This is a genomic window from Halalkalibacter akibai JCM 9157 (genome assembly GCF_000513135.1).
GTDB lineage: Bacteria > Bacillota > Bacilli > Bacillales > Bacillaceae_D > Halalkalibacter > Halalkalibacter akibai.
Genome location: NZ_BAUV01000021.1, coordinates 12,457 through 32,724, shown reverse-complemented (window position 1 = coordinate 32,724; position 20,268 = coordinate 12,457). Strand labels below are relative to the sequence as shown.

Here is a 20,268-nt window from a genome sequence, read left to right as displayed (position 1 = left end):
TGTAGAAAAGGGGAACGTTCATGATTTTGTATAAACAAATTGAACGGAATAAAAGAAACACAGTCTTTATTGTTGCCGGTTTTGTACTATTTGTCCTAGCAGTCGGTGCTTCCCTCACCTATCTAACAGCAGGCGATTACTATAGTGGAATGATACTGGCTGGTATTATTGGCGGTATTTACACGATTATGATGCTTCTTTCAAGCACGAATGTTGTGATGAAAATGAACCATGCTAAACACATTAAATCGAAGAACGATGACCCTTTTTTATGGAATACAGTTGAAAATTTAGCAATGGCTGCTAGAATTCCTATGCCACAAATTTATATCATTAATGACAATAGCCCAAACGCATTTGCAACTGGTACTTCTCCTCAGAAAGGGGCAGTTGCGGTCACTACAGGTTTGATGAGGCGATTAAATCGAGAGGAAATCGAAGGTGTGTTAGCCCATGAAGTGGCACATATTCGAAATTTCGATATCCGGTTAGCAACTATCGCAATAGCACTTGTATCGGCAGTAGCTATTTTAAGTGATCTCGGCGCTAGGTTGATGTTCTTTTCTAGGGGGAATCGCAATAAACAACAACATCCAGCCGTCCTAATTCTTGCCCTACTCTTATTAGTGTTAGCACCGATTGTTGCCACTCTCATTCGACTCGCTATTTCAAGAAACCGAGAGTATTTAGCCGATGCCAGTGCTGTAGAATTAACCCGAAACCCACTAGCCCTAGCCTCTGCGCTAAGGAAGATAACTGCAATTGACGCCCCAGTTCAAGAAGCATCCAGTACATCTGCCCCGCTATATTTTGCAGATCCCTTAAAGAAAAAAGTAACAAATTTATTTTCCACACATCCCATCCCACAAGAACGAATTAAACGCTTAGAATTAATGTAGCTAGTACCCTGCTAGCTACTTTTTTCAACAAAAAACTACATTGTCAGAAAATTTTCTATTCATTTTTAATTTCGTGTGATATAGTATATTCACAAAACAATTTAGCAGTTTAAAGGAGGAGTGTATCGTGTCATTAGAACCAGGACGCGAGCAGTGGGCATCTAGACTAGGATTTATCTTAGCTGCGATGGGTTCCGCTGTAGGATTAGGAAACGTTTGGCGTTTCTCATATGTAACAGGAGAAAATGGAGGGGCAGCCTTTTTATTAATTTACGTGGCTTTTATCATTTTAATTGGTATTCCAATTATCATGGCAGAGTTTACAATTGGGCGTAAAGCTCAAAGTGATGCAGTCGGTTCATTCGAAAAATTAGCTCCAGGTAAACCTTGGAAAGTTGCTGGGTTGATGGGCGTTGGAGCCGCATTCTTAATTCTTTCGTTTTATGGTGTAATTGCAGGTTGGATTTCTTACTACTTTGTTAATTATTTAACAGGCTCTCTATGGTCAGCTCCAGCTGAAGGATATGAATCATTTTTTGTTTCCTTTATTACAAACCCTGTTCAGCCACTTTTATGGCAATTTATTTTCATGGCTTTAACGATTGGAATTGTTTTTGTCGGAGTTAAAAAAGGAATTGAACGTTCTAACAAAATTTTAATGCCATTATTAGGTGTACTTTTAATTGTTCTTTCTATTTATAGCTTAACCCTTGGTGGAGCCCAAGAAGGTCTTGCCTTTTTATTCACACCAGATTGGAATGCTCTAAAAGATCCTAACATTTATTTAGCTGCGTTAGGTCAGGCCTTCTTCTCTTTAAGTTTAGGGATGGGTGCTTTAATTACGTATGGTAGTTATTTATCAAATAAAGAGCGTCTTCCTGGCGCTGCAGCAAGTGTAGCTACACTAGATACATTATTTGCTATCGTTGCTGGTTTAATGATTTTCCCTGCGGTGTTTGCTTTAGGAATGGACCCAGCTGGTGGACCAGGACTTGTTTTCATGGTAATGCCTGATGTATTTGATAGCATTGGCTTCGGTGGAATCTTTGGTTTACTATTCTTCTTCTTATTAGCGGCTGCTGCACTATCTTCAGCAGTATCTTTACTAGAAGTTGCTGTAGCTTACTTTATTCGTAAATTCAGTTGGTCAAGAAAGAAAGCATCATTAATCATCGGTTCATTAATTTTTGCTTTAGGTATTCCTTCTTCACTTGGTCAAGGTGTACTTTCTAATGTACGTATTATCGGCGGGCGTGATATTCTCGATTCAATCGACTTTATCGCTTCGAACATCTTCCTCCCTCTTGGCGGATTAATTATCGCCCTATTCATGGGTTGGGGATGGAAAAAAGCAGACGCCCTTCGCGATTCAGATTTCGGAGATACGGTACTCGGAAACATTTGGTTGTTCTTAATCAGATGGATTGCACCAATCTTCATTTTCGCAGTCTTCTTAAGCTCAATCGGCTTATTCTAATTTAATCTAAAACATACAAAAAAGCAGACAACCAAACGGTCGTCTGCTTTTTCGTGTTTATTTTTAAAGTCTGTTTTCACAGTGAAATGAAGCGGAAGGCACTTGACTCCTGCGGGAAAAGAGGAAAGGCCAAGACCACACAGAGTAGCTGATTCAAAGAAGTAGCAATGGCTCCACACGTTGCGCGCCTGCTATGAGAAACCCACTCATAGCAGGCTTAAGAGCATGCAACGGTTCCTCTCATTGCTAAGAGGCCACTGAAAAAGGTGAAAAAACACACCTTTTTCAGTGACCTTCAGACGAATGTCGTGGGGGCTTGGCTTTCTCCCCGCGGAAAGCAAGTGCCTGTAGCGTAATGAAACGGATTCGTTAGGAAATGCCCTAAACCTTTTCGAGGATGAACGAAAACAACATTCATTAATGAGTATGTTAAGGGATTATATTTAACAAACTAAAAGAATCTACTCACCAATCTCCACTAAATGTTTATTCATCTCTGCCGTAAGAACCTCAATAAGCAACTTCATGCCCTTTTCAATTTTCTCTGGAGTAGAATGAGTAAAATTTAGCCTCATAGTATTTCGTTTTGGTGTTCCCGCATAAAATGGCTCTCCCGGAACAAAAGCAACCCCATGCTCCACCGCCGTATTTAATAAAGAAGTTAAATCCATTCGTTCGTCCATTTCAATCCAAAGGAACATCCCACCCTTTGGTTTAACAAAATGGATATTAGGGATATTTGCTTCTTCAAGACATTTAACCATAACTTCCATTCGACTCTTGTACACTTTAATTAGATGTTCAATATGAGCATTTAAATCATAATGTGTACATAACTGGTATAGTGCTTGCTGAGCTAAAGAGTTGGAATGAAGATCATTGGCCTGTTTAGCTTGCGACATCATTCGAATGACTTGATAAGGTCCAACGATCCAACCTGTTCTTAACGCAGGAACTGCCGTTTTTGAAAAAGTACTCGTATACATTACATGTTTTCCATCATCCAATGCAGCCAATGGAGTATACACTTCATTTTCAGTGAATTGAAGCTCTCCATAAGGATCATCTTCAAACACAACAACTCGGTGCTTTTGAACGAGTTCAATTAATTGTTTGCGGCGTTCTAATGACCATACTCTTCCTGCCGGATTTGAAAAAGTAGGCACTACATAAATACATTTAGGATTAAATTGTTTGATTTTTTCCTCAAGGTCGTCTGGTAGCATCCCATCGTCATCTGACTGTACAGCAACCACTTCAGCTTCATACGATTTAAAAACTTGAAGAGCTGCTAAATAAGTCGGGTCTTCCGTTAGTACCACATCCCCAGGACTTAGCATAATTCTTGAAAATAAATCAATAGCCTGTTGCGAACCTGTTGTTACAAGGACTTCGTCTGCTGTGAAACCAGAAATTCCTTTAGTTGACATCCTTTCTAGAATGACTTCTCGTAATGGACGATAGCCTTCTGTCTCCATATATTGTAATGATTTTTTTCCCGTCCTAAAAACTCGGGTAAATGCATCTTCCAATCCTTCTAATGGAAATAAATCGTCATCTGGTAATCCGCCAGCAAAGGAAATAACATCTCCTTTACCAACTATTTTTAAAATGTCTCTAACTGCAGAAGATTGCAAATGACGAACTCTATTTGCAAAAGCATACTTCATGGTGGCACCTCTATTTGTTATAAAATTTAGAATATTATATCCATACTACCTGATTTGCCTTAAATGTCAACAGAAATCACATGATAAAAGAGCAAATCCCATTATAAAAGGGTATTTGCTCTTTATTTTCCTTTTACACTATAGTACTCTTATTTTCTCTATATTTCCTTTGATTTATTCAACGTGTTTCTCCCTTAAATTTTAAAGGCTCTAATTAGTTCCTGTAATTCTTCAGCCATGTTCGTCAATGAATTGGCTGATGAAGTAATTTCTTCCATAGAAGCCATTGTTTCTTGCGCTGCGGCACTAACGCTTCCAGAGTGATCTGTTGTTACTTTAGCAATACTCGACATCATGTCTACTGATTCTAACACACGATCTGATTGCCCCGATAAGTTATGAACGGTCTGATTCATTTCATTAATTTGGACAGTCATTTCTTTGATCGCCTTCATGATAGCATCAAATTTCTCTTTTGTTATTTGAGCCACTTCTTTACCTTGTTTTACTTCATCCTTTACAAGCGCCATCATGTGAACAGAATTAGCTGTTTCTTTTTCCATGTCCTTAATAAGCGCATCAATTTTTACTGTTGATTGAGATGATTGTTCTGCTAGCTTTCTAACTTCATCGGCTACTACGGCAAATCCTTTACCATGCTCCCCCGCTCTAGCAGCTTCAATGGCTGCGTTTAAAGCTAACAAATTCGTTTGATCAGCTATCCCTCTAATGACACTTAAAATGGATCCAATCTCTGCTCCTCTTTCAGATAAAAGATGAATCGCGTTATCAGAGTTTTCAACCGAACGATCAATTGATTCCATACTACTAACCGTTTGCTCAACTAGTTCTCCTCCATCTACTGCAAACGAAAGAGAGTGATTAGATTGTTGTTCAATGTGAGAGGAACTTGTGACCATCTTTTGTAACCCTTTTGTCATTTCCTCAAGGGCTTGTACACTCTGACTAGCAGCAGCTGTTTGTTCTTCTGATCCTTTTGAGATATCTTCAGTTGCTGAAGCTGTCTGTTCAGTTGCAAGAGCAGTTTGTTCAGCGCTAGCTGATAACTCTTCCGAAGAAGCTGCAACTTGATCAGAACTTGTGGAAACTTGTTCAATTAACTTTCTTAAACTCAATCTCATATTTTCAAAAGAGGTATATAATTTTCCGATTTCATCCTTACTCTTAATGTTCACATTTGTACCTGTTAAATCACCACTCGCCACTCGTTGAGCCATTAGCGTTAATGAAGTTAGTGGTTTGACAATTAACCTTGAGAACATAACACCTAACCCTAAAGCAATCGTACCAGCAACAATTCCACCAATAATAGTAGAGAGTCTAGCTTGGTCAGCAGTTGTTCGTGCAAAAGCAACTACACTTTCCATATATTTTGTAATTTCAGCTGTGAATTCAGCTGTTTCATCACTCATCACATAACTAATAGGAATGACTTGTTCATTCGCTTCAATAATGGCACGTTCTGGATCTAAGCGAAACCGATTGATTACTTGATTGGATTCTTGTAAAAACTGTGCATTTAACTCAGACAACTTATGTAATTGTTCAATGGCGACGTCGTGCTGAGTCATCTCAAGCGTTTCTTCTATATTCTGATTGATTTCGTGATTAACTAAATAAAAACGATTGAGCTGCTCTCTGTCTCCTGTTAATAAATAACCTCTTAAATCACTATTTTGTCGGTTAACTCCTGCTTCAATTTTCAAAACATTAACTCTAATTTTATCCTCAACTTCTGTTATATTTTGATAGGCATTTGTCACTTGCTCCATTTTAAACGTTGTGTATACTGTTACAACAGCAAATAAGAAAGCAACTGTTATAAATGCGGTAATTAATTTGAGGCCAAGCGAGCTTGAGAACCCCACTTTAGGTGTACTTTGCTTTTTTTCACCAGTTTTCTTCTTTTGGACTTTATTTCTTAGCCTTTTCATTTCTAGTAGACCCCTTTCTAGGTGATATTACCTAATAAACTTTACCTTTTTCGGCTTTCGAATTAATAAATGTAGTACTATAATAACATGTTTTCTACATAATATTTTATAAATTTACATACTTCTGCTTTTTTTACGAATTCAGTAGAATAATTCTTTTTAAAGGAAAAGATTGGTTTATATTTAATTTAGTAATTTGTCTATAGAAATTGTGTGAACACTTGTAACTCTAGGTAAAGGTTGGTTTCTTGCAATTTGTTTTCTCTTAACCTCTCCATTTCACTAAATTTAGAACAAGTTTATGTTAAACAGCATTACTAAAAGCTCTTATTTGTAATAGTTATACAGAAAAAACACTCGTTATAAGTACGAGTGTCTAATCAATTTTCTTATTTTCTTTAATCATCCCATTTTACTGATAGTATTTCTCCAGTAAATGCATCAATTTTCACTTCTACTTCTTGGTCATCTTGTTGTTCAATTTCAATTTCAAAGACGACTTTTCCACCTTTTGTTTCAAGTTCAAAATCATCTATGTCGCCTTTTCCAACATGGTTAAAAGCAACCTCAATTGCTTCTTCTCTATCAACATGTTGCCTTTATTATCTGTTGTTTCTGGGTGAGTGTTTTTTTTGTTTAGCATTTTTCCTAAATCATCTTCAACATAGAGAATTTCTCCTGTTCTTGCATCTACGTAGATGTCTCCGTCTTCGTCGTAGGTGTCAATTTCAACTTCATAGGCAAGTCTTCCTTTTTTCTGTTCAAGCTCTATTTCTTCAATCATGCCGGTTCCTAAATAATCTAAGGCAATTTCCCCCGCTTCTTCTGGTGTGATTAAGTCTGATGATTGGTTCTTAGATTCTTTATTCCCCTCTTGATCCTCTGTTGGTGAAGAAACTGCAACAAGCGGTTCGGTAATGCTTGTAAACTCACGATCGGAAGCTGAAACTCCCGCTACTACTACACCTAAAGTAACTACTAAACTCACTGACATAATTATTAACTTTTTCATCTCTGTTCCCTCCTAGTTTTATGTTCAATACCATCATATCCAGGTAATATTAAGAACACCTTAGAAGAAAATGAGATTTTGATGAGAAAATGAAACATTTCAATCTTCCCATTTAATGGTGATTAATTCTCCTGTAAATGCATCAATATAAACATTTGCTTCACTTTCACCGACCTCTATTTCAATTTCATACACTAATCTGCCGTTTTCCTCTTCAAGTTCAACATCATCCACTTTTCCCGCGACATGTGTTAAAGCGATTCTGACAGCCTCTTCTTCTCCAATTACGTCTAATGTTTCAGGAGGTTGCTCATTTTCCACGCCTTTTTCTCTCAGCGTAATCGTATTAATCGTTCCTGTTTGAGCATCCATTACGATTTCAGTATACGCTTCCTCTTGATAGACAAGGATATCATATATGGAGTTGCCCCCACTTTCACGAAGTGTTATTTCCATATCTGAATAATCCCCTTCAATGGTCTGATTTACGATCTCTCTAACTTTCTCAGTCGAAATAGCTTCAAGTTGAGAGGCATCTTTCTCAACTGTGACATTTTCTCTTTTAGATAGTTGAGTAAGAGATAAAATCGTTTGTGTTGCAGGGTCAATAACAATTTGATAAAGACCTGTAGCCTCTAATAGGTCCACTTCATAGACAGTCTGGCCATCAACAATTGTTTCATTTATTTGTTGAATAGAACCACTGTATTGTTCTGAAATAAACAATCTAATATTGTCTTCATCCCAAACTTGATCACCACCACGAAAAGAAAGAACTAAAATAATGATAAGAACGGCAACAATCAAAATGCCGATGACTCTTCCTAGCAATCCATTAATCATATCATCACTCCTTTCCAGTTAAGTGTAGTAGGGGAGCAATACCGTAAACGTTGTTCCTACATTCTCTATGCTATTTACTGTGATTTGGCCATTGTGGGACGTAATAATCGTTTTTGCTATAGCAAGACCAAGTCCACTTCCTCCTGTTTCCCTGCTTCTCGCTTTATCAACCCTAAAAAATCGTTCAAATACATGAGGCAGATCACGTTCAGGAATTCCAATCCCTTGATCTCTTATATTAATTTTCACAAATCTTTCCTGCTCTGAAATTTCTACATACACCGGTAGTTCACTATATTTAAGTCCATTCTCCAATAAGATAAATAGCAATTGTTTTATCTGAGCTTCATCTGCATTCATGAAACGTTCTGATAAAACTTCAACATGTATCTGACGGTTAAAAGCTAATTCTAATCTTCTTGCAATATCTATAGTTAGTTGAGAAATATTTAGCTCAACTAACTGTACCTTCTCTTGGTTTCCTGTAGCAAGAGCTAACATCTGCTTCGTTAAACCTTTCATGCGACTTGACTCTTCCGCTATAGCCTCAATCGCCTCTTCTAGTAGCTCTGGTTTCGACTTTCCCCATCGTTTTAGTAAATTAGCATAACTTTCAATTACGGTCAGCGGAGTTCTAAGTTCATGCGAAGCATCTGAAACAAACTGCTGTTGCTTTTCAAAGTTCTCTTCAAGAAGTTTGATCATTTCGTTAAACGTTTTCCCTAGTTGATCAATTTCATCTTTCGACTCTTCTTTCACATTAATCCGCTCAAACGTTCCTTTCTTTCTAATGTTCTCCATCGTCTTCGTCAATTCTTGAATGGGCCGTAATATCACTTTAGCTAAAGCTCGACCAGCTAAAAAGACGGGTACGATGACCAAAATAGAAGCGATAAATAAGACTAGCCTTAAAGTAGTAAGAGTTGATTCATAGGTCGTCATTTGTTCACTATATTCTAACGTAACAACAGAGCCATCATTCCATATTACTGGAAAATAAGAAACAGCATACCTATCCCCATTAAACTGAATTTGCTTTGTTTGTTGTTGAATAGAGTAATGAGCAGGCATCTCTCTTAAGTCAAAATTTTTCGTTGTTAAAATAAAAGGCTCCCCGTTTTCTCGGATCACTCGGATTAAACCATTGCCGGGAGCATACGCACGTAATATATCTCCGGCATTCGTAGCTCCTCCCCTATCTGTTCTGATTGCTTCCGCTATATTTTGCGTTTGTAAACTAACCCTCTCTAATTCAACCCTAGCTGTCATCTGTCCAAATAAGATGTAGATACCGCTATTTACTAAAACCAATAAAATGAATAACCACACCGTTGAGAACCAGGTAATTCTTTTTGAAATACTCATTAGTTTTCTTCCCTCAAGACGTATCCTACGCCTCTTACGGTTTGAATCAATGAAGTTTTAAAAGGCTTATCCATTTTTTGTCTTACATATCTTATATAAACATCCACTATATTCGTATCACCGTAGTAATTAAATCCCCACACATGTTCTAAAATCTGCTCACGAGAAAGCACTTGTTTTTCATGCTTTATTAAAAAAACAAGGAGATCAAACTCACGCGGAGTTAACTCAATGGCTACTTCACCTCTTCTGACTACTCTTGTTTTCTCATTTACAGTCAAATCACTTACTCTTAGTTCATCCACCGCTGTCTCTATTTCTTTCCCTACAGCAACATTATTCCTTAAACAGGCTCGAATTCGAGCAAGCAATTCTTCTATTTCAAACGGTTTTGTCACATAGTCGTTCGCACCTTGATCAAGTCCAGCCACTTTATCAACAATCGTATCCCTAGCGGTAAGAAGAATGACCGGAATTTGATTTCCTGATAAACGTATTCTCCTTAGAACCTCCATGCCACTTAAAACTGGAATCATAATATCAAGTAAAATAAGAGACCATTCTTGCTTTTCTATTCTTTCCAATGCTTTCCCGCCATCAGAAACAATCTCCGTTTCATATCCTTCATGCTCTAATTCAAGTTGAATAACACGGGCAATATTTGATTCATCTTCTACAATTAAAATTTTAATAGATTCCATGTTCAAATCTCCCTCTATTTGTTTCATCCAGTTTATATTTTATCATCATAACTGAAAAGGGAAAAACACCCCATTTTACTGGAGTGTTTTCCTTTTAGTTCTCTGCTATTGCTGCATATTGAGATTTAACTAGGTTGTAATACGCACCTTGAGTTTGCATTAAGGAATCATGAGTTCCTTCCTCAAGCACATTCCCATGCTCCAACACAATAATTTTATCTGAATCTCTAATGGTTGATAGACGATGAGCAATCATGATCGCTGTACGACCTGCTAGTAATTTTTTTAATCCTTTTTGAATCTTTACTTCTGTTTCTGTATCAATACTTGCCGTTGCTTCGTCTAAAATTAAAATTCTAGGATCGGCTAACAAGGCTCTTGCAAAAGATAAAAGTTGTCTTTCCCCAACTGAAAGGACATTTCCTTTTTCCTCCACTTCGGTGTTATAACCCTTTTCCAGTTTTGCAATGAAATCATGCGCACCGATTGCTTTGGCAGCTTGAAGAACTTCGGCGTCTGTCGCATCTGGTCTACCAAATCGGATATTATCCATAATCGTTCCAGCGAAAATAAAAGTATCTTGCAACACATAGCTGACATTTTTTCTGAGATCATCTAATTTCAAATCTCGAAGATCTCTGCCATCAAGTAACACTCTACCTTTCGTTGGATCATAGAAACGACTCATCAAGTTAACGATCGTTGATTTACCTGAACCAGTATGACCCACTAACGCGATTGTTTGCCCAGCATTAAATGTTAAATTGATCTCATGCAGAGCTTTTCTTGATTCATCATAAGCAAATTCAACTTTTTCAAATACGATTTCTCCTTTAACATTTGTTAAAGGTTTTGCATCAGCTTTTTCTGGTACTGATGGCTTTTCATCTAGAAATTCAAAAATACGTTCGGATGAGGCCATTCCAACAAGTAATTGATTGTAAACTTGCCCTAAACGAGAAATTGGCTCCCAAAACATACCTAAATAAAAAGCAAAAGATACAAAAATCCCAATGGTTAATACTTCAGATTGGATTAAATTGGCTCCGTACCAAATTAATACAACCGCACCGATTGCACTAGACAATTCAACAAACGGCCGGAAAATAGCATTCATTTTCGTTGCATGTTTCCAGCTTTCATAGTTATCTGTATTAACATCATGAAAGAAAGCCATGTTTTCTTTTTCTTGAGCATATGCTTGAGTCACTCGAATTCCTTGGATACTTTCATTTAGATGTGAATTCATTTTTGATTGTCTAACGCGAACGGTTTGCCAAGACCTACGAATCTTTCTTCGGAGCTTCGTAGAAATAAAGAACATAATTGGCAACACAATTAATATTAATATAGCTAGTTCTGGGCTAAGCATGAATAAAATGACGACTATCCCAACTAGCATGACAATATCCATGAGGAGGTTAACTACCCCATTCGTAAAAAGATCTTGCATAGAGTTTACATCATTGATCACTCGAACTAAGATTGATCCCCCAGATCGTTGATCAAAAAAACGATGGGATAATCGTTGGATATGATTAAACAGGGCTGTTCTAATATCATAGATCATATGCTGCCCAATCTCATTCATCCAACGAATCCGAAACACATTGGCTACCCATGATAGGATATATAAGCCTAATACAATAGCCGCGAATGTATAAAGTAAATTTAAATCTCCTGGAATAATCGCATAATCAAGTGCTAGGACACCTATGAAGATAGGAACTGCTATACGCACAGCTGTAACAATAAGCATCATTAATATCGTTTTAGGTAGTAACGTCCAAGCATAAGGTTTCATATAACTAAACAGACGAGCCATTTGAGACCAGTTAAAAGGTTTCTCAATCACTTGTTCTGTTGAATAGTGAAATCTTGTTCGTTTTGTCGTTTGTTCCATCATGTCCTCCTTTCTATGCCCGCTGTAACACATACTCTTGATCTTGGTTTTGAATATCATAGATTCTCCGGTAGATCCCATCTGCTTTCAAAAGTTCGTGATGAGTTCCACGTTCAAAAATTTCGCCATCTTCAAGAACAAGAATTTCATCTGCCTGTTTTACAGAAGAAATACGATGAGCAATAATAAAAGTTGTTCTTCCGTTCATTAGTTCGCGGAAAGCCTTTTGAATTTTCACTTCTGTTTGCATATCAACAGCGCTCGTCGCATCATCTAAGATTAAAATTTTTGGATCCATAATGATCGCGCGTGCAATTGCAATTCTTTGTTTCTGCCCACCTGATAAACCTAATCCACGTTCACCAAGTACCGTATCGTAACCTTTTGGTAACTCTTTAATAAATTCATGAGCGTCTGCCTTTTTTGCTGCCTCAATAATTTCCTCCATCGTAGCATCCGGCCTACCATAAGCTAAATTATCGCGAATAGTCGACGAAAATAGAAAGGTCTCTTGCAATACGACTCCAATTTGATTTCTAAGATACTTCAATGAGTATTCATCAATTGATTTTCCGTCGATTAAGATCTCACCTGCACTTCTTTCGTAATATCTAGTAATTAATTGAATGATACTAGATTTCCCAGAGCCAGTTGCTCCAACTAAACCAATCGTTTTTCCTCGTGTCGCTTCAAAAGAAATGTTATTCAATGCCGCCATATTTTTATCTCCATATGTAAGTGCGACATCTTTAAATACAATTTCCCCTACTAAATCTTCATGCTGATCGAAAGAAGCCATTGAATCTTTACGCTCTTGTTCATCCAATATTTCTAGAAGACGTTCGCCAGATGCCTTTGATTGAGAAAACATATTAATAATAAAACCTAAATTCATAATCGGCCCGAGGATAAACCAAATTAAACTAAAAAAGGCTACTAATTCACCCGGTTGCAGACTTCCTTGAATCGTCAAATAACCTCCAAAAGCTAGTAGAATAACAGCTGACAGGTTCCCGATTAATTCCATCAGTGGAAAGTAATTTCCCCAAATTTTCGAAATATCTAAATGTTTTTTTCGGTAGTCTTCATTCGATTCAGAGAATCTTGAAATTTCTTGATCTTCTTGTGATAACGCTTTAACCGTGTGCATTCCACTAACATTTTCTTGTACCTTCGTGTTCAAACGCGCTAAGGACTTTCTGATTCCCTGGAAACCAGGATGAACTCGTTTATCAAATTTAGCAACAACTACCGCTAAAAATGGTAACATCGCCATCGTAAGCAAAGTTAACGGAACAGAATAATAAAACATAACGGCAAAACTAAATCCTACTAGCAATAGAAAGTTTACAACTTGAGCACATCCAAATGATAAGAAAAAACGAAATGTTTCAACATCACCAGTTAGTCTCGACATTAAATCCCCTGTTTTTGCATTATCATAGTATCTGAACGGTAAAAATTGTAACTTTTTATAAAGTGAATTCCTTAATTTGTGAACAGTCGTGATCCCAAACAGATCTCCATAATATTGATGAATATAGACTGCCACCCCTTTAATGGTCATCACTACCACGATAGCTAAAGCAAGGTAAGGAATTAACTCATAATTTCCTGCTCGAACTGCATGGTCAATTGTGAATTGTAAGATGACTGGGTAAAGGACCGTCATACCTGTGACAAATAACAACGAAAAAAGCGACCAAATGAAGTACTTTTTAAATGGCCAGTAAAATTGTTTAAGTCGTTTAAATGTCTCCATACTGTTTTCACCACCCTATACATAATTATTTCAACAACCGAATATTTAGACATACGAATAATAACAATAGTCAACGTTCATAATACTCCTACTATTTGTCATAAGTCAAGATGAATTTTAAATTTTCAGTTTTTAATCCGAAGACTTTTTGGTTTTATTTTCAGTTAAGAGGAACTGACTTTGTCGTTCCATTGCGCTACAGCCACTCGCTTTCCGCGGGGAGGTGCCGAGTGACTTCCGCTCCATTACACTAAGAGGAAATAACTCTATTCTAAGCAACGCTCTTTATGGAACAGCTAAATCAAAAAAGCAAAATAAAACAGGTAAGCTCTTTGGTGGGACAGAGCTTACCAAATTTCATTTTAGAGTCATGCACCATACAGAAACAACTAAAGATACTTACGGTGTACTTTCTTGCCATCATAGACGAAGGAGATTTCTTTTTCATTTATGATCGTTTCAATATGAACCGGACGTCCCCAAAGCTGGTACATATAAGGCAAAACTTTCTCTAAATAGCCAACATCAAGCTCGGTCCCTTCAAAATTATGTTTAATATATAGCTCGCCATTTTTAAGATAATCCCCATCGGTTACAACTAAATATGGGAATCCCCCATTGACTCTGGATAAAGCTAATTGATCACGTACACTTTCCCAGCCTTTATCAACAATTTTATAATCAGCACCTTGCTTTTGAAACAGATACATGTCTTCACGCATTACTAAATCTTTTGTTAAATAATTTCGGATAAAGGAAATATCAGATTCAATTTCTCTGACTTCAAATATTTTTTCGCGACCACTACCAGGTTTAATTCCTTGGCGCTCTTTCATATCTTTTGTCGGTTTATCATAACGTTCTTCAATATCTTCAAAGATCTTCAAGCCTAGATAATACGGGTTGATTGTTGTTTTTGAGGGTTGGACGACTCCAGCGTTTAGCTTTGCAAATTCAATCGTTTCTTCACTCGTTAAATCCATCTCTCTCAAGATTCTTTGATGCCAATACGATGCCCAACCCTCATTCATTATTTTCGTTTCTAATTGCGGCCAGAAGTAAAGCATTTCTTCTCTCATCATCGTTAAAATATCACGTTGCCAAGGCTCTAATTCACGACTATATTCCTCAATGAATAGAAGAATATCTTTTTCGGGGTTTGGAGGGAAATGTTTTTTCTTAGAAGTTTTTTCATGTGATTTCGTTTGTTTTCCTTCAAGCTCCCACAAATCATCATACTCTGATCTTTTCACTCTTTTCACATCATCATCGTTGTCTTCTATGCTCCAATCTAATTTAGGTCTAAGAAGACTTGGATCAATATGCTCTTGAATAGCTAAAACCGCATCGAGGAAATTTTCAACCTCTTCTTTCCCATGAAGATGTTCGTAATGAGCAATTCTCTCAGCTGTTGCACTCATACTCTCAACCATATCACGTCTCGTATTTGAGAACCTGACATTATTTTTGAAAAAATCACAGTGAGCAAGTACATGAGCGACAATTAACTTGTTTTGAATTAGAGAGTTGCTGTCCAATAAGAAAGCATAGCAAGGATCTGAATTAATAACTAACTCATAAATTTTACTTAATCCAAAATCATATTGTAATTTCATCTTATGAAATTGTTTTCCAAATGACCAATGACTGTACCTTGTCGGCATTCCGTACGCACCAAATGTATAAATAATCTCAGCAGGACAAATTTCATATCTCATTTCATAAAAATCTAACCCAAATCCATCCGCTATTTCCGTAATCTCAGCAATGGAATATTCAAGATCCTTCCACTTATCGAGTGACATTCAATCCCCTCCTTGAATCTCTTTCTTCCAATTTATGATCACGGATTGAAAATAATGTGTAGAACAATCTAATTGACTATGGAACAACGACAAAAGGGTTGTCCAAAAAGGTCTGCTTTTGACCTTTCATGGACAACCCTGAAAAACTTGATGAATACCTTATAAAAATTGCTTTACTAGCGTCATCACAGCTTGTTTTAACTCGTCTAATGAACGCTTACTTTCTTCTAGTGTTTCTTTGTTCACACCAAAATAGAATTTAATTTTCGGTTCCGTACCTGATGGACGAATACAAAACCAAGATCCGTCCTCTAATTTGTATTTTAATACATTCGATTTAGGTAATTGGATTTCTGATTGAGAACCCGCTAAAGCATCTACAGCAACACTTGTTTTATAATCTTCTATAACAGCTACATTTTGATTAGCAAGAACAGTTGGTGGAGTTTCTCGGAAAGAAGCAAGAATGTGATTAATTTGTTCGATCCCAGCTTTCCCTTTTAATGTTAGTGATTCTAACCCTTCCTGATAATAACCATACTTCTCAAAAACTTCAATTAATCCATCGTATAAGTTCATACCACGCGATTTGTAGTATGCCGCAAGTTCCGCTGCCAAAAGACAAGCTTGAACAGCATCCTTATCACGGACAAAGTTGCCTATTAAATAGCCGTAACTTTCCTCATATCCAAATAAGAAGCTATGCTCACCTGTTTGCTCATATTGCTTAATTTTCTCGCCGATAAATTTAAATCCAGTAAGGGTATCCACTAATTTTAACTGATACCTCTCAGCAATCGCGCGACCAATTTCAGACGTTACAATGGTTTTTAGAACAACTCCGTTTGCAGGTAGCGTGTTCTGCTCTTGTTTCTTTGATAGAATATAATCGAGCATTAAAGCACCTGTTTGATTTCCTGTTAACACAACGTATTGTCCAGTTGGATCCTTTACAGCCACGCCTACACGGTCTCCGTCTGGATCAGTCGCTAAAAGTACATCAGCATCTAACTTTTCTCCATGTTTAATCGCTAACTCAAAGGCTGCGTGTTCCTCTGGATTTGGTGATTTCACCGTTGTAAAATTAGGATCAGGTAACTCTTGTTCAGGAACGACTGTTAATTGCGAAAAGCCAGTTGTCTCTAGTACACGGCGAACAGGAAGATTGGCTGCTCCGTGAAGAGGAGTGAAGACAATTTTCACTTTATCACCAAATTGTGAGATGATCTCTTCTTGAACAATAATTGACTTTAGTTGTTCATTATAAGCTTCATCTATTTCCTCAGCGATGACCTGAAGAGTTCTATTTCCTTTTAACTCGAGTTCATTCGCCACTTCAATAACTAATTCATCATCAATTTCGTTTACAAATTGAATTAATTCCTCAGCTGGGCCAGGTGGTAATTGTCCGCCATCATCACCGTACACTTTAAAACCATTATACTCTGGTGGATTGTGGCTTGCCGTAATAACAATACCAGCGAAAGCATTTAAATGCCTAACTGCAAAAGATAGCTCTGGAGTAGGACGAAGATCATGAAATAAAAACGAACGTATCTCATGTTTACCTAATGTAAGAGCGCATTCTAATGCAAATTGATTTGATTTGTGACGAGAATCAAAAGCAATCGCAACACCTCTCTCCTTCGCTTCTTCCCCTTCTTTCTCAATAAATCTAGCAAGCCCTTCTGCAGCACGACGAATCGTATATGTATTCATGCGATTTGGTCCTGGCCCAATTTCTCCACGCATTCCACCAGTTCCAAATTCTAAATTCTTATAAAAACAATCTTCTAATTCTACTTCATCATCTTTTCTTTTCTCTAGAGCATCTTTCCACTCTGCTTCTAGTGCATCAAAATTAAGCCATTTATCATACTGTGTCTTCCAATTCATTCATTTATCCCCCTAGTTGCAAGTAGTTCAATTTTTTATTATACATCAAATCAATTCTAGACCAGCGCTGTAATTCCTTTTTTTATCAGATAAAAAGATAAAGGGGTTATCCAAAAGTTTGTTTATTAACCTTTTGGACAACCCCTAATAAGAAGATCTTACATATCCACTTATTTATTTATTTATTTATTTATTTATTTATTTATTTATTTATTTATTTATGACTGGAATGTCATTTAAAAGCAGTTCCACGTCTTTAGGTAAGTTCTGAGTCAATCGAAAAGAATCATTAGGGTCACGATCAGCATCTGCAATGACAGGACCTTCAACATCGAATAAAATTTGATTACGATAGATCCGGTCTCCTTTTGTTACTTCAATCATGGCGATCCACGTACCAGGTACTGAAAAAATGATGTCATTTTCATACAGACCATTTTCTACTCGACTAAATGTTTTCTCTATTTGGTGCACCGTACCAGGACGATCAAACACAACTTTCATTGTAGCGTCCTCAATTGGTTGCCCATATTCGTCTTCAAGGAAAAGGTGAAAGTCTACTGCTCTCCCTGTTTTTAATATATCTCCCGCTTGCGGAAAGGAAATCGTCCAATTTGTCTCTAACTGTTTCTCAGTAGGCAAGGTAAAAAACAAGAACATTGATATGACAACAACATACATAATACTCAAAGTTAAAAATAATTGACGTAACGTCTTTTCTCGTTCTAAATGCAGCATACTTACCTCCTCTTAGTTGTGACAACATTCAGCTTTGCCAAACTAGCTCGGAGGTAAACCTTCTACTACTGTTTATAGTTGATTTGATAAATGTCATGTCTTCGATCTTTTAATTGATTCACACTTCCTGCACGACGATTACGCCTTAGGATTTCAAGATCAACATCGCCGACTACGACTGTTTCAATATTGGCCTGACATTCCCCAACAATACCGTCTCTTGCAAATGTAAAATCTGAAGGGCTAAAAATACCTGACTGTGCATATTGAATATCCATGTTTTCAACATCGGTTAAATTTCCGACCGTCCCAGATAAAACGGTATACACTTGATTTTCAATCGCACGCGCTTGCGAACAATAACGCACACGTAGATAGCCTTGTCTGTCATCGGTACAAAACGGCGTGAAAATAATATTAGCACCTTTGTCTACAGCAATCCTTGCTAGTTCAGGGAATTCGATATCGTAACAAATTTGAATTGCTATTTTCCCGCAATCTGTATCAAATACGTTCACTTGGTCTCCACCTGAAATCCCCCAGAATTTACGTTCATTTGGAGTAATGTGAAGTTTATATTGTTTTTCAATCGTTCCATCTCTTCTGAATAAATAAGCAATGTTGTAAATTTTGCCCTCTTCTTCAACAAAGTGTGACCCACCAATAATGTTTACATTGTATTTAACCGCTAAACTTGTAAACAATTCAATGTAATCCTCGGTAAACTCTGTTAATCTCCTAATCGCTAAGCTAGGACTTTTCTCTGGGAGGAAAGACAACAATTGTAATGTGAAGATTTCCGGGAATACGGCAAAATCAGAATGATAACTTGCGGCAACATCCGTATAATATTCACATTGAACTGCAAAATCTTCAAAGGAAGAGATTTTCTTCATCGCATACTGTATCGTTGTAATCCGAACAGGAAATGACGTCTTAAATTGACGTTTTGGTACTGTCGGACGATAGTCGATGTTGTTCCATTCCATAAGTGTGGCATAGCGCAATGAAGCTCTGTCATCATCAAGATAATTAGGGTTGATACGTTTTAACGTAAAACCATTCATTACTTGAAAAGTAAGGACGGGATCATAAATATTATGCATCGTTACTTCTTCTACATAACGTCGTGGAGTCATTTCTTTGGCATGTTTATAATAGTTTGGAATTCTTCCCCCGATGATGATACTTTTCAGGTTTAACTCTCTAGCTAGATCTTTTCTAGCTTCGTATAATCTATGACCTATTTTCATTCGGCGATAATCAGGGTGTACCATCACTTCAATTCCGTATAAATTATAGCCTTCATAATCATGATTTGTAATATAGCCATTAGCCGTAATTTCATCCCAAGTATGTTGATCATCGTACTCATCAAAATTAATAATTAAACTTGAACATGAACCGATAATTTCCCCATCAAACTCTACACAAAATTGACCTTCAGGAAAGATTTGAATATGACTTCTTAGGTGTTCACTTTCCCACGGCTCCATATTTGGGAAACATAGCTTTTGCATTTCTATAATGGCATCGAAATCCTTTTCTTCGATGTTACGAATAATCATCTTTTTCTCAAATTTTGAGATGTCTATTTTCTTTGACATTTATTCTTCAGCTCCTTTACCGTTCCATTCTTGAAGTTTACCCGTTTTCGGTTCAATTGAACACAGATTTGCCCAACTAACGACTACTAAATCTGATAAGAACACATGAAAAAACCACCTAGATTAGGTGGTTGGAGAACTAGGTTCTTCTTTCACAGCGATATGGACGTTAAGTTTGCCAATAGGGGTATCTAGCGGAACCGTTACAAAAGGATTACTTGAATGAAACTTAGACTCACCTTCATTAATCATCGGAGTTGTAACATCAATGATACAAGACTCTTTTGATAACTCAGTAGCAGTCGTTCCAGCAACCCAATTCCCAAATTCTTGAACGGCACTCCAACCCATATCATCAAGTTGATCAATCTGCATGCCACCCATCATCACACCTACCAGCTTTTTCGCTGTATCAGTTGAAAACGTACAAACAATTTGACCTTTCAATTGACCTTTAATACCTAAAATAACAGCAATATCATTAGACGGAATCGTTCCAGTACCAGCGCTCGGAGCAAGCGGTGAAACTTGAAGACCAAAATGAGTTGTTAAAATTTCTTTCGTTGCACGACAAATCGCATTAATATGGTTTACATTCACTTCATTTCCTCCAAGGCTCAACCACAGTAGAACCG

16 protein-coding genes are annotated in these 20,268 nt (G+C 37.1%); 2 read left to right on the top strand and 14 right to left on the bottom strand.

Annotated features, from left to right (window positions below):
- Positions 1–23 precede the first annotated feature (23 nt).
- Positions 24–899: a zinc metalloprotease HtpX gene (htpX, locus tag JCM9157_RS12510; protein WP_035665204.1), complete on the top strand. Its 876-nt coding sequence runs from the start codon at positions 24–26 to the stop codon at positions 897–899.
- Between the two features lie 124 nt (positions 900–1,023).
- On the top strand, positions 1,024–2,376 hold the full coding sequence (locus tag JCM9157_RS12505; RefSeq protein WP_439644346.1) for a sodium-dependent transporter: 1,353 nt from the start codon (positions 1,024–1,026) through the stop codon (positions 2,374–2,376).
- Between the two features lie 461 nt (positions 2,377–2,837).
- On the opposite strand, the gene JCM9157_RS12500 is transcribed toward JCM9157_RS12505, so the two are convergent.
- From JCM9157_RS12500 to JCM9157_RS12440, 14 genes are all read right to left on the bottom strand, one after another.
- Positions 2,838–4,046 carry an aminotransferase-like domain-containing protein gene (locus tag JCM9157_RS12500; RefSeq protein WP_035665137.1) on the bottom strand — a complete coding sequence of 403 codons (1,209 nt, stop codon included), beginning with the start codon at positions 4,044–4,046 and terminating at the stop codon, positions 2,838–2,840.
- Positions 4,047–4,240: 194 nt separating this feature from the next.
- The gene (locus JCM9157_RS12495; protein WP_035665136.1) at positions 4,241–6,001 is read right to left on the bottom strand and encodes a methyl-accepting chemotaxis protein; all 1,761 of its coding nucleotides are present in this window, start codon (positions 5,999–6,001) and stop codon (positions 4,241–4,243) included.
- Positions 6,002–6,399: 398 nt separating this feature from the next.
- Positions 6,400–6,537 (bottom strand): PepSY domain-containing protein, encoded by a 138-nt coding sequence (locus tag JCM9157_RS26075; RefSeq protein ID WP_369384745.1) that lies wholly within the window; start codon positions 6,535–6,537, stop codon positions 6,400–6,402.
- Positions 6,534–7,013, bottom strand: coding sequence for a PepSY domain-containing protein (locus JCM9157_RS12490; protein ID WP_035665135.1), 480 nt, complete (start codon positions 7,011–7,013; stop codon positions 6,534–6,536). The genes JCM9157_RS26075 and JCM9157_RS12490 overlap by 4 nt, the downstream gene beginning before the upstream one ends.
- A gap of 99 nt (positions 7,014–7,112) precedes the next feature.
- Complete coding sequence (locus JCM9157_RS12485; protein WP_035665133.1) at positions 7,113–7,856, bottom strand: PepSY domain-containing protein; 744 nt, start codon at positions 7,854–7,856, stop codon at positions 7,113–7,115.
- Positions 7,857–7,874: 18 nt separating this feature from the next.
- On the bottom strand, positions 7,875–9,221 hold the full coding sequence (locus JCM9157_RS12480) for a sensor histidine kinase (protein WP_035665131.1): 1,347 nt from the start codon (positions 9,219–9,221) through the stop codon (positions 7,875–7,877).
- The gene (locus JCM9157_RS12475) at positions 9,221–9,922 is read right to left on the bottom strand and encodes a response regulator transcription factor (RefSeq protein ID WP_035665130.1); all 702 of its coding nucleotides are present in this window, start codon (positions 9,920–9,922) and stop codon (positions 9,221–9,223) included. Before JCM9157_RS12475 ends, JCM9157_RS12480 begins: the two co-directional genes overlap by 1 nt.
- Before the next feature lie 94 nt (positions 9,923–10,016).
- Positions 10,017–11,825 (bottom strand): ABC transporter ATP-binding protein, encoded by a 1,809-nt coding sequence (locus JCM9157_RS12470; protein WP_035665129.1) that lies wholly within the window; start codon positions 11,823–11,825, stop codon positions 10,017–10,019.
- Positions 11,826–11,838: 13 nt separating this feature from the next.
- Positions 11,839–13,587: an ABC transporter ATP-binding protein gene (locus tag JCM9157_RS12465; protein WP_035665127.1), complete on the bottom strand. Its 1,749-nt coding sequence runs from the start codon at positions 13,585–13,587 to the stop codon at positions 11,839–11,841.
- Between the two features lie 389 nt (positions 13,588–13,976).
- Positions 13,977–15,392 carry a SpoVR family protein gene (locus tag JCM9157_RS12460; RefSeq protein WP_035665125.1) on the bottom strand — a complete coding sequence of 472 codons (1,416 nt, stop codon included), beginning with the start codon at positions 15,390–15,392 and terminating at the stop codon, positions 13,977–13,979.
- Between the two features lie 159 nt (positions 15,393–15,551).
- Positions 15,552–17,288, bottom strand: coding sequence for a phospho-sugar mutase (locus tag JCM9157_RS12455; protein ID WP_035665124.1), 1,737 nt, complete (start codon positions 17,286–17,288; stop codon positions 15,552–15,554).
- 210 nt (positions 17,289–17,498) lie between these two features.
- On the bottom strand, positions 17,499–18,026 hold the full coding sequence (locus JCM9157_RS12450) for a FixH family protein (protein ID WP_052013120.1): 528 nt from the start codon (positions 18,024–18,026) through the stop codon (positions 17,499–17,501).
- 65 nt (positions 18,027–18,091) lie between these two features.
- Positions 18,092–19,633: a bifunctional GNAT family N-acetyltransferase/carbon-nitrogen hydrolase family protein gene (locus JCM9157_RS12445; RefSeq protein ID WP_035665123.1), complete on the bottom strand. Its 1,542-nt coding sequence runs from the start codon at positions 19,631–19,633 to the stop codon at positions 18,092–18,094.
- A gap of 123 nt (positions 19,634–19,756) precedes the next feature.
- Positions 19,757–20,233, bottom strand: a complete 477-nt coding sequence (locus JCM9157_RS12440; protein ID WP_035665122.1) for a chemotaxis protein CheX — start codon at positions 20,231–20,233, stop codon at positions 19,757–19,759.
- Between the last annotated feature and the right edge of the window lie 35 nt (positions 20,234–20,268).

Coding starts and splice junctions, on each gene's coding strand:
- JCM9157_RS12480 (WP_035665131.1), bottom strand. CDS start 9,221: ATGAGTATTTCAAAAAGAATTACCTGGTTCTCAACGGTGTGGTTATTC.
- JCM9157_RS12470 (WP_035665129.1), bottom strand. CDS start 11,825: ATGGAACAAACGACAAAACGAACAAGATTTCACTATTCAACAGAACAA.
- JCM9157_RS12465 (WP_035665127.1), bottom strand. CDS start 13,587: ATGGAGACATTTAAACGACTTAAACAATTTTACTGGCCATTTAAAAAG.
- JCM9157_RS12485 (WP_035665133.1), bottom strand. CDS start 7,856: ATGATTAATGGATTGCTAGGAAGAGTCATCGGCATTTTGATTGTTGCC.
- JCM9157_RS12500 (WP_035665137.1), bottom strand. CDS start 4,046: ATGAAGTATGCTTTTGCAAATAGAGTTCGTCATTTGCAATCTTCTGCA.
- JCM9157_RS12490 (WP_035665135.1), bottom strand. CDS start 7,013: ATGAAAAAGTTAATAATTATGTCAGTGAGTTTAGTAGTTACTTTAGGT.
- JCM9157_RS12450 (WP_052013120.1), bottom strand. CDS start 18,026: ATGCTGCATTTAGAACGAGAAAAGACGTTACGTCAATTATTTTTAACT.
- JCM9157_RS12460 (WP_035665125.1), bottom strand. CDS start 15,392: ATGTCACTCGATAAGTGGAAGGATCTTGAATATTCCATTGCTGAGATT.
- JCM9157_RS12495 (WP_035665136.1), bottom strand. CDS start 6,001: ATGAAAAGGCTAAGAAATAAAGTCCAAAAGAAGAAAACTGGTGAAAAA.
- JCM9157_RS12455 (WP_035665124.1), bottom strand. CDS start 17,288: ATGAATTGGAAGACACAGTATGATAAATGGCTTAATTTTGATGCACTA.
- JCM9157_RS12475 (WP_035665130.1), bottom strand. CDS start 9,922: ATGGAATCTATTAAAATTTTAATTGTAGAAGATGAATCAAATATTGCC.
- JCM9157_RS12445 (WP_035665123.1), bottom strand. CDS start 19,633: ATGTCAAAGAAAATAGACATCTCAAAATTTGAGAAAAAGATGATTATT.